Raw genomic sequence first — 3,152 nt, forward strand, 5'->3', positions numbered from 1 at the left:
TGGTCGGCCAACGAGCAGGCAACCACGTACGGTACCGATCTCAAACTCGTCGGGGCCGTGTCGTTGGCCCCGATGGCAGACATGACGGGCATGGCCGAGGCCGCCGCGACCAAGACGTTGACCCCGGACCAACTCGGCGTCTACGTCTGGATGCTGATGGGTGTCGAGGGCACCCATCCGGACTTCCCCATCGACGAGTACCGCCGCGGCATCGCCAAGACCAAATGGGATGCGCTACGCGGGTGCCTCGGAAATGCCTCGGTGGAGCGCATCCGCGTTCTCTACGAGCTCACACCGGACGATCTGATCCCCGCGACCCCGGAGGCGACCGAGCGACTGACGAAGATCTTCCAGTCGATGGCACTCCCGCAGCAACGCGGCGCAGCCCCCATGCTCGTTATCTATGGCGGCGCGGACAGCTTCGTGCGAACCGAATGGACGCGTAACGCCATTGCGCAGGCGTGCGCAATGGGCACACAGATCGCAACGGTTTTTCAGCCTGATCGTGGGCATTTGGACCTCAAAGTCGACGAATTCGCCGGTTGGCTCATGGCCCGAATAGAAGGGTTCCCCGCACCCGATACCTGCCAGGCTCCTTGACCCGTCGCACCTCAAACCCGTCGCACCCTCGAATTTCGATGAGGGGCGGCAAACTAAAGCGATGGGCCGCCATCGTTTTGGTGATTCTCGTCACTAGCGGGTGCGCCGGGATGAATCTCCCCATCGCCACGACGCCCACAGTCCGCGCCCTCAACGACACCATCGACGCCATCCTGCAACCCGACAAAGGCCACGGCGAACGAACCCGCCGACCCGAACGCCTCTGGCTGGGTTTGTTGCTACCGTGTTCGCGACAGCCGGAGCCCGTGAGGCGGATCCGGATCGGTCCAACTATTGAGAGCAAGAGGAGATCGCGGCCTTGCGCATAGTGCACATCTCCGAGGCGTTCGGTGGCGGGCTGCGCACCGCGATCGTGAACTACATCACGGCCACCCCCCAGTTCGATCACACCATGTACGTGCGGACCAGGCCGGGCGCCGACACCATCGACATTCCCGACACCACCACCGTCGAGTACTACGACGGCAGCATCGCTGGCTTCCTGTTCAGTGCAAGGGGATTCGTCGTCGCGAACCACTTCGACCTGGTCCACGTCCACTCGAGCTTCGCAGGCCTGATTCGCGGCATCCTGCCGAAGGGCACCCGGATCATCTACTCGCCGCACTGTTATGCCATGGAGATGCGTCAGTCGATCCTTCGGCACGTCGCCTACTCCACCGTCGAATGGACGCTGGCGCAGCGCACTCAGTTGCTGCTGGCCGTGAGCCCCCGCGAAGTGCAGATCGGCCACCGCCTCAATCCGCTGATGCCGAGCCGCGAGATCCGCAACGCGGCGACGTCCCTGCCGGTGGTCGGCGCCGAGGCGTCCGAATCGGATCGGCCGATCATCGCCATGGCGGGACGGATCTGCGCGCAGAAGGGTCCCGAGTTCTTCGCGCAGGTGTGCGAGATACTGGGGCCCGATCGATTCCGGTTCGTATGGATCGGCGACGGTGACGAGGGACGCGACCATCTCGAACGGGCCGGCGTCGAGATCACGGGCTGGGTCACCCCGAGGCAGTCACGCGAGATCCTCACCTCAGCAAGCCTTTTCGTCCACTCCGCGGCATGGGAGGGCGGTCCGCTGGTCACCTTGGAGGCCGCCGACGCAGGGTGTCCCGTCATCGCCCGCACCATCGCGAGCATGGAGTCGCTCGGCTACCACGTCGGTGGCGAGTCACCAGCTCTGGTCGCGGCGCACGTCGAACGGTACTTCGGCGAGACCCGCTACCGTGAGCTCGTCCGGATGCAAACCAAGAATCTGTCGGCGTACAACTCGTCGGAACGGTTGGCAGAATCCCTCGGTGAGGCCTATCAGTTCGCCGCACGCCGCCTGGGGCCCCAACGCTCCCGTTCCAACTGACCGGCAGCCTCGGCTTCTAACTGACCGGCAGCCTCAGCGCGCCAACGCCGACGCCGCCACCTTGGGCTGCCAGTCCGAGGTCAACAGCGCGCCGAAATTGGCTTCGCGATTGTCCTGGGCGCCACTGTCCAGATCACGGATGCTGTAGATGAACGCCGGTCCGCTGTAGTCGAGTTGCGATGCTGCCCACAGGATGTCGGTGATCTGCCGGGCCTGATCCTGTTGGCTGACGCCTTGGGCGCCAGGAGCGCTGGTGGGTGCCCCGAACTCGGTCATCCAGATCTTCTTGCCACCGTCACCGTTGGCCGCCATCACGTCGTGGAACCTTCCGACGTCGGACCACCCGTTCTCGGGGTCGACCGCAAGGCCGTCGGGAAACACGTAGGGGTGCAGGGCGGCGGCATCGAACGCGCCCTTGGCGCCCGCGGCGTACATCGCGGTGAGGAACGCCGGTGGCGAATCGGGCCCGAGGTTGCGGCTGAGCCCTGCCGCGATGACCGTGCTGCTGGGCTGAACGCTCTTGATCGCGGGGTAGACGGCCTTCAGGAGCCCGGTGTACGTGGGGGCGTTGTTGCCGCGAAAGCCAAAGAAGAGCGGCAGGTTCGGCTCGTTCCAGATCTCCCAGTTCCTGATCTGCGAGCCGTAGCGGGCCGCGACCACCTTGGAGAAGTCGGCGAAGTCCTGGGGATCGTCGGGCGGCGCGGTGAAGAAGGAGAGTGTCGGGCGCGCCCACGATGGGGTGAACGCAATGTTGCCGAGGACCTTGAGGTTGCGCGCGCCCGCGGCGCTGACGATGCGGTCGACCGCGTCGAAGTTGTACTGGCCGGGTGCGGTTTCGATCTTGCTCCAGTCGATGAGCACCCGCAGCCACGACGCACTCGTGGCGGCGACGGCGTCCAACTCTCGGTTGAGGTCCTCGGGGCTCAGGTCGAGCATGGAGGAGCCTTCGCTGAATCCATAGCCCGCAGCGGGAACGGCGGGCGCGGCATTGGCGGGCGGCACGCTCGCCAACATCACCACGAGCGTCAGCACGGCCACCGCGGTCATGTGTGCCCGCGCTCGCAATCGCATGAAGGCGAAGATACCGGAGTCCGTCATCACCCACCGCGCCGAGCGCTCCGGAGTCGGCGCCAAGGTCGTTTGCGGAGACACCCCGTCGACGTTGCCAGCACTGCAACGGGCTACGCCT

Annotated in this window: 3 protein-coding genes; 2 read left to right on the forward strand and 1 reads right to left on the reverse strand. The window is 65.4% G+C overall.

Annotated features, from left to right (window positions below; genetic code table 11):
* Together ABW137_RS24425 and ABW137_RS24430 are read left to right on the forward strand one after the other, a co-directional pair.
* On the forward strand, nucleotides 1–600 hold a 600-nt coding region (locus ABW137_RS24425; protein ID WP_526404040.1), incomplete at its 5' end, for an alpha/beta hydrolase family protein.
* A gap of 328 nt (nucleotides 601–928) precedes the next feature.
* Nucleotides 929–1,963, forward strand: coding sequence for a glycosyltransferase (locus ABW137_RS24430; protein ID WP_526404042.1), 1,035 nt, complete (start codon nucleotides 929–931; stop codon nucleotides 1,961–1,963).
* A 33-nt stretch (nucleotides 1,964–1,996) separates the two neighbouring features.
* Here ABW137_RS24430 and ABW137_RS24435 read toward each other — a convergent pair.
* On the reverse strand, nucleotides 1,997–3,152 hold a 1,156-nt coding region (locus ABW137_RS24435; protein ID WP_526404041.1), incomplete at its 5' end, for a cellulase family glycosylhydrolase.

The organism is Mycobacterium sp., assembly GCF_040509115.1.
Classification (GTDB): Bacteria; Actinomycetota; Actinomycetes; order Mycobacteriales; family Mycobacteriaceae; genus Mycobacterium.